The organism is Candidatus Aeolococcus gillhamiae, assembly GCF_016464765.1.
GTDB lineage: Bacteria > Chloroflexota > Dormibacteria > Aeolococcales > Aeolococcaceae > Aeolococcus > Aeolococcus gillhamiae.
The window spans coordinates 1-6,265 of the sequence record NZ_JAEKNS010000044.1; the positions used below are offsets into that span (position 1 = coordinate 1).

Annotated in this window: 8 protein-coding genes; 5 read left to right on the forward strand and 3 right to left on the reverse strand. The window is 65.3% G+C overall.

Translation table 11 applies throughout. The features are described from left to right. The first annotated feature begins 176 nt into the window (after positions 1 to 176). Positions 177 to 356: a cyclic nucleotide-binding domain-containing protein gene (locus tag JF886_RS03810; RefSeq protein ID WP_337309776.1), complete on the forward strand. Its 180-nt coding sequence runs from the start codon at positions 177 to 179 to the stop codon at positions 354 to 356. A gap of 39 nt (positions 357 to 395) precedes the next feature. On the opposite strand, the gene JF886_RS03815 is transcribed toward JF886_RS03810, so the two are convergent. Beyond that, entirely contained in the window at positions 396 to 1,634 is a 1,239-nt protein-coding gene (locus JF886_RS03815) for an IS110 family RNA-guided transposase (protein ID WP_337309777.1), read from the reverse strand. A gap of 399 nt (positions 1,635 to 2,033) precedes the next feature. Between JF886_RS03815 and JF886_RS03820 the strand changes: the two genes are divergently transcribed. The 3 genes from JF886_RS03820 to JF886_RS03830 are packed head-to-tail and all read left to right on the forward strand — an operon-like array spanning position 2,034 to position 3,828. Continuing rightward, positions 2,034 to 2,447 carry a Crp/Fnr family transcriptional regulator gene (locus tag JF886_RS03820; protein WP_337309780.1) on the forward strand — a complete coding sequence of 138 codons (414 nt, stop codon included), beginning with the start codon at positions 2,034 to 2,036 and terminating at the stop codon, positions 2,445 to 2,447. A gap of 53 nt (positions 2,448 to 2,500) precedes the next feature. After that, complete coding sequence (locus JF886_RS03825) at positions 2,501 to 3,088, forward strand: sigma-70 family RNA polymerase sigma factor (protein ID WP_337309782.1); 588 nt, start codon at positions 2,501 to 2,503, stop codon at positions 3,086 to 3,088. Then, positions 3,079 to 3,828, forward strand: coding sequence for an anti-sigma factor (locus JF886_RS03830; protein ID WP_350340569.1), 750 nt, complete (start codon positions 3,079 to 3,081; stop codon positions 3,826 to 3,828). Before JF886_RS03825 ends, JF886_RS03830 begins: the two co-directional genes overlap by 10 nt. Before the next feature lie 938 nt (positions 3,829 to 4,766). Here JF886_RS03830 and JF886_RS03835 read toward each other — a convergent pair. After that, on the reverse strand, positions 4,767 to 5,168 hold the full coding sequence (locus JF886_RS03835) for a Crp/Fnr family transcriptional regulator (protein WP_337309788.1): 402 nt from the start codon (positions 5,166 to 5,168) through the stop codon (positions 4,767 to 4,769). A 15-nt stretch (positions 5,169 to 5,183) separates the two neighbouring features. Beyond that, positions 5,184 to 5,495, reverse strand: coding sequence for a cyclic nucleotide-binding domain-containing protein (locus JF886_RS03840; protein ID WP_337309784.1), 312 nt, complete (start codon positions 5,493 to 5,495; stop codon positions 5,184 to 5,186). A 383-nt stretch (positions 5,496 to 5,878) separates the two neighbouring features. On the opposite strand from JF886_RS03840, the gene JF886_RS16760 reads away from it, so the two are divergent. Next, positions 5,879 to 6,058 carry an IS66 family transposase zinc-finger binding domain-containing protein gene (locus JF886_RS16760; protein ID WP_350340570.1) on the forward strand — a complete coding sequence of 60 codons (180 nt, stop codon included), beginning with the start codon at positions 5,879 to 5,881 and terminating at the stop codon, positions 6,056 to 6,058. Positions 6,059 to 6,265 lie beyond the last annotated feature (207 nt).

The following is a 6,265-nucleotide window of genomic DNA, read 5'->3' on the forward strand; positions in this document are numbered from 1 at the left end:
GCCCGCCTCGCCCTCCACCGCCGTCCTGGTCGAAAACCCCGAAACGGCCGGTCGGAAACTCCGAAATGGCTGATCGCTTTCATCCGAAACAGCTGGTCGGATTCCGCCGAAATGGGTGGTCGGTTTCCCCCGAAATACGCATTCTGCGCGCGTTGCCAGCGGCTGAGCGCCGACGAGTGGTTGGTCTCGGAGAAACGGTCACCCTCGACGTCAGGAAGGCATTGTTCGAGCCGGGGCGTCCCGTGCACGACGTGTACTTTCCGTACAACGGGGTGATCTCGCTGGTCACACCGCTTCGGGATGGCCACGTCATCGAGGTGGCCACCGTCGGCAACGAAGACATCCCACCGGGATAACGTGTCAAGTCCGGAGGGTTGATCCGTCAGACGCCTGTTTCATGCCGCCACGCTCTCGGCGGCGCTGGACTGCGGCCAGGCGATGGCCTCGTCATACAGAACGCCGTGCTCAAGGCAGCCGTGAAGGATCCCCACCAAACGATTGGCGACGCTCCGGATGGCCTGTGAGTGGGTTTTGTCGCGGCCGCGGAGGGCCTCGTAGTAGTGCTGAACTCCGGGGGACGAACGCACCGCGCAGAAGGCCCAGCGCAAGCAGGACTCGCCGAGATGCCGGTTGCCGCCGTGGCGAGCGTTCACCACGCGCAACTTGCCGGACGCTCGGGTGACCGGTGAGGTTGTGGCGTAGTTCTTGCGTGCTCTAGTATCGGTGTAGTAGTTCGGTGCGTCGCCGAACTCACCCAGAACCCGGGCGCCAAGGATTGGACCTAGTCCGGGAAGACTGTGGAGGATCTTGGCGTCCGGGTGTTCTTCAAAACGCGAGTTCATCTCCTGAGCCAACTCGCCGATCTGAATGGTCATGGAGACGATCACTCGGGCCGTGGCGCGTGCCGAGTTGCCGTAGGCGTTGGTCACCACGGGAGGTGCCGCAAGGTGTGGCCCGCCGAGCACTTTGCGGATCTCCTCAGCACGGCGCTCGATGCCGCGTTGTCGGCCAGCCTTGCGCAACGCTGAGGCAATCTGCAACCGCGACAGCGTCCTGCCCTGCGCCGGCGTCGGTGCGCGCTCGATCAGTGCCATCACATCGCTGCTGTCTCGGCTCCTGGGTCTGGCCAGATTAGGAAATGCCAACAGCAGTGCCGGATAGTACTGACGCAGGGCGCTGCGCAGAGCATTGATCTGCGTCTGTCGTTGGTGGATCAGCGACTGGTGTGCCCGGGCGAGCACCTTGATCGCCTCGGACAGATCCGAACTGCCGACGTACTCCCGGTGGTTGTGCCGATCGGTGCGCACGACATCGGCGAGCATCTTGGCGTCACCGCGATCTGACTTTGCCCCCGAGAGGTGGTGCCGATCGCGGTACCGGCTACTCGCCAGTGGATTGATCTCGAACACCGCATAGCCGGCTGCGACGAGCGCCTGCGCCACCAGGCTATGCGCGCTCTCGGTGCCGACTACGACGTCAGCAGGGTCGGCGATGTGGGGCGCCACGGCAGCGTGGATCCGCTCGACCCCGTCCATGCTCTCCTCAACGCGAAACTCGGCGAGCAGCTCGCCAGTCTCGCTCATCACGGCGATGTCGTGATGGTCCTCGGCCCAGTCCAGGCCAAGACAGATCATGCTTCCCTCCTGTTCGTTGTCGGTTGGCTCTGGTGAGCCACCAGGAGAACTGCAGCGTCCTAATGGATCAGTGCTCACGGCACGACATCCCACCAGCCATCTGTCTCCTGCCAAGCATCGGGGGCACTCTCTTCGTTCAGGGCTCGATGCCCAAGGTGTCACAAGTGCTCACCCGGTGCCGGCTCGGTGAAGAGCTTGTCCGCTGTTTCCCGGTTGCGCAACCTCCTTCACCCCCGCGCCCTTCATCCCCTCCCTACTGCTACTGGGGAGCAGGTTGCCCGCAGGCTGTAAACCCCCATTAGGAGTCGCGGGCGTGCCGCTCTTCGCAGGCGGCGCTCTCACCGTCCGTGCCGTGGTTCAGTTTCGCGGTCGCGGGTTGCGTGTCCCAGCGGCTGGGTCATGGCTGAGACAACTCGCGGCGGGTCGCTCGGTGACGTCGTGAACAGGTACCTCGCTGCTCTATTTGGGCAGATTTCCCAGGCGGTTGCCTGCAACCGACTCCACTCCAGTGAGGAGCGGCTCAGCCGATGGTTGCTGATGACCCACGATCGGGTGGGACGTGATCACTTCGCCATCACCCACGAGTCGCTGAGCCAGATGCTGGGCTCCTCGCGCGTCACGGTGACCCTCTCAGCCGGAGCCCTGCAGACGGCCGGACTGATCGAATATCGCCGCCGACAGTTGAGCATCCTCAACCGGTCGGGCCTCCAGCAGGTGGCGTGTGAATGCTACGCAGTCATCAGGTACCAGTTGGATCGCGTTCTCGCCGGGGTGCGCCAGTTCAACGAGTTGGTGACCCCAGCAGGAGAGTGAGGCACTCGGAGAGTTGACCGAACCCATGGCATCGGGTAGTAGCCTCCGTGTGGATGGGAGATGCAGCCCCACGCAACGGCGACTCAGACGCGGCACTCTGGGAGGCGATGACCCGAGGCGATCACGGCGCCCTCGAGGTCCTCTACGATCGACACGCGCACCCGGTCTATTCGATCTGCCTGCGCGTGCTCAGCGAGCCGTCATTGGCCGAAGACACCGTGCAGGAGGTGTTCCTCGGACTCTGGCGCCGACGCCACGGGTTCGACGCGGCTCGGGGCAGCTTCGGCGTCTGGATCGCGACGGTGGCGCGTAATCGGTCCATTGACTGCCTGCGCGCCCGCCGTGGCCGCGCCGGCGGCGAGACCGAATTGACCACCGAATTCCCCGATGGGAGAGTTCGCAACGATCCTTGGTACCAGGTTGCCGAGGAGTTGGACCGGAACTCGGTGCACGAGGCGATGGCCACACTCCCGCGCGCCCAGCGGCAAGTCATCGAGCTCGGGTACTGGGACGGCCTGACCCATTCGGAAATCAGCGATCGGCTCCACCTGCCGCTCGGCACCGTGAAGACGCGGATGCGACTTGGCCTCGAGAAGTTGTACTCGTTCCTCGAGGCGCGCGGGAACCGGCCATGCCAGTGAGCCATGACGAGGTGGACAGCCTCCTCGCTGCCTACGCTCTCGACGCCGTCTCCGAGCGCGAGGCTGCCGACGTGCGTGAGCACCTCGATGGGTGCTCCGATTGCCGTGACGCGGCGGCGCGCTTGGCTGCCGCGGTCGAAGCACTGCCCATGTCGGTGGACATACAGCCGGCGCCGCTGGGTCTCCGCGAACGCGTCCTTCAGGCGACACGCACCGGGACCCCGCACACCGCAGAGCCAGGACCCACCCCCCTCTATGGGGCCCCTACCCATCGCTCGGCTGAACCGCCGCGGCGGACGTGGGCGCGTCGGGCTGCAACTGCAGTCGCCGTGGCGGCCCTGCTTGCCCTGGCCGGCTGGAATCTCGAGTTGCAAACACAGCTGCACTCAGTACAGCAGACCGTCGATGCTCTGCGCGACGCGCACGCGGTCACGACGAACTTTCGCAGCAGTGTTGCCGGCACTGGCACAATGACCTACCTTCCCCAAGAACGCGTCTCGCTCGTAATGCTTCGTGGGCTGGAATCGCTGGACCCGGGGCGCGTGTATCAACTCTGGTTCCTCAGGAGCGCCGGGAGCAAGCTGCGGCCAGCAGGCACGTTCGTCCGCCAAGCTGGTGGCAGTGCGCTGCTGGTAGTGCCCGACGAAATCGACACCGGCGGTGGCGTTGCTGTCTCGATCGAGCCACTGGGCGGATCCGACGCCCCTACCAGTGTCTTGATCATGACCGCCACGATCTGAATCCGGTTCCCAGTCGCCGCCATCAGCAACGGCGCGACGACCCAGCACACAGCGCGAGCGGCGACGCTACGGTGGCGAAGACCGCGATCAGCCTAGCGGTGATCCCGTGGCGACCTACAAGCGGAAGGCGCCGTCGCGACCGCCGGCTCGCTCGGGACCGTCCTACTGGCGGTTGCCCCTTCGTTATCACCGTTGGCGGACACCACCCGGCGGCGCTCGACCAGTGGAACGGCGTCCTGCAGGCGGCCGGTGCGTTTGGGCGGGGGTCAGTCGGGTACCGGACCGACAGACCTCAGACGTCCTGACACGATTGCGCTATGACACAGGGCATGTACGTTGATGTCCCTACAGTGGACCACCTCGCTGGGCGGTTTTCCGCCCCCTTGCCTGGTGGCACGCGGGGGTTCGCTGGGACGCCGATCGACGACAGCCGCTTGGCGGCCGAGCTCATCGCGCGTCGACCATCCACGCTGATGCAAATCTACGACCGCCTCGCTGCGTCGGTGTACGCCGTGGCCCTCAGGTTGGTCGGCGAGGTCCCGACTGCGGAGCGGATGGTCGAGGACGCTTTCCTTGCGCTGTGGCGCAGCCCTGGCGAGGTTCTGGTGAGGCGCCAGAGTTTGAGCGCGTTCCTGTGCGGCACCGTTTGCAGTAAGCCCCCCTCGTCGCTATCAGTCTCGATCAGACAAGGTGAGAAAGGAGATGCCTGTGGCCGACGCAACGAACGATCCGGCGCCGACAGAGAGTGACGAAGCCGCTGAACGCACCCATGACGGCAACGCGCACGCCAACACGTGGAGACGGGCGAGCAGACGCGTGGTGCATTGCAAAAGTGGGGCGCCAATTCGCCCGGGTCTAACGCTATCCCCGCAACGGGCGAGAGCCCGCCGTCGGAGGAAGGCGACAAGCTGCCCAACGAGAGCTAGCCGCGCCTCGATTCAGCAGCGTGGACGGGCCAGATGGCTCGTTGCGCCGCGTGGTGGTTCGCCCGCAGGGACCTGCTCCTTCCGCGTACGCTCAGATGCCGCGCGTGCTGCCGCCTTGCGGAGGACGCTATCGAGCTCTGCCTTGATCACCGCGTAGCACTCGCAGGACACCTCCTCGAGGCCGGAACGGTCGACGATGGTGATGATGCCGCGGTGGTACTTGATCAGCCCGGCTGCCTGAAGGACGCCCGCGGAGAGGGTGACGGTAGCTCGTCGCGACCCGAGCATCTGACCGAGGAACTCGTGATTGATGAGGAACTCGTCGACGTCGACCCGGTCGTGGCTCATCAGGAGCCATCGGCTGAGACGTTCCTCATTGGAGTGAAGGCGATTGCAGGCTGCGGCCTGGGAGATCTGGCCGAATAGGGCCTATAGATAGTCGTTGAGGACGCGTCGCAATGCCGGCTCGGCCTCGACCGCTTCATCGAAGGCTGTCGCCTCCATCTTCAGGCCCCAACCGGCAACCTGCGATATCGCGCGCACCGCGAGAGAGCCGCCGAGCACCAGGGGGACGCCGACGATCCCCTCATTGCCCACGGTGGCCACCTCGACGATCGCTCCGTCAACGAGCGGCGTGACCAGTGAGATTGCACCAGTAAGCGGGAAGTAAATGTGCTCGGCGACCTGCCCCGGTTCGAGAAGTTGATTGGTGCTGTTCTCGGCGAGTTCGACTGTCTGCATCTGTGCTCCACCTCGTCCCGTCCGCGCGGTCGCCGGGGAGGTCCCGTGCCACGGGTCGCGGGTCGCTGTAGCAGGTTATCGTACGCCACCGTACCGAGGCGGCCGGCTAGTTCCCGCAGGCCAGCGCGATGGGTGGTGTCAGCGTCCTGACCGTGCGATCACCATCGTCAATCGACACGGCGCGCACCGTCGAATGACCTTTCGACCCCGAGGGTGACTCTGAGGGCGGCCACCGCCGGACGGAACAGCGTCAATCGCAACGCGGATGAGACCGGGATTGAGGTGCTCTGCGCGTCACTGGCGGCTCATCGTGACAGCACGCCAGGGCAGCGGGGGTGCGGTAGCCGACCGACAGCCAGGCGCCGAAGGGCGACAGTACCCCCATGGGCTCGCCCACCGACCTGCTTCCGGAAGTGGTCTGCCCGCATTGCGGATCGGACCGACTCGTGCCGCTGACCTTCGAATCGGCAGAAGTGCTCACGGGGACGCACCAGGTCACACGTCACAACCGTCCGGCTTTCAAGTGCTTGACCTGCGCGACCCGGTTCAATTCCTCGAAGTAGACCCCATATGCTCAACCCGGGGCCATCGATCAATCAGGGAACAGACGTGGTCAGGAGTCCCGGTTCCCTGCCTGATGATCGTGGCGCTCAGCGTCGAGACGGCGACCTGTCGATCTCGCGCAGGACGCCGGCGGCGACCGCACCGTAGGCCAGGTGCGGCACGACATCGCTCACCCAGTCCTTGACCGCCCAGGTGCGCGGATCCGT

What these genes read in the sequence shown, in the direction of transcription:
- JF886_RS03815 (WP_337309777.1), bottom strand. Translation starts at nt 1,634, where the DNA reads ATGATCTGTCTTGGCCTGGACTGGGCCGAGGACCATCACGACATCGCC.
- JF886_RS03820 (WP_337309780.1), top strand. Translation starts at nt 2,034, where the DNA reads ATGGCTGAGACAACTCGCGGCGGGTCGCTCGGTGACGTCGTGAACAGG.
- JF886_RS03825 (WP_337309782.1), top strand. Translation starts at nt 2,501, where the DNA reads ATGGGAGATGCAGCCCCACGCAACGGCGACTCAGACGCGGCACTCTGG.
- JF886_RS03830 (WP_350340569.1), top strand. Translation starts at nt 3,079, where the DNA reads ATGCCAGTGAGCCATGACGAGGTGGACAGCCTCCTCGCTGCCTACGCT.
- JF886_RS03840 (WP_337309784.1), bottom strand. Translation starts at nt 5,495, where the DNA reads ATGCAGACAGTCGAACTCGCCGAGAACAGCACCAATCAACTTCTCGAA.
- JF886_RS16760 (WP_350340570.1), top strand. Translation starts at nt 5,879, where the DNA reads ATGGGCTCGCCCACCGACCTGCTTCCGGAAGTGGTCTGCCCGCATTGC.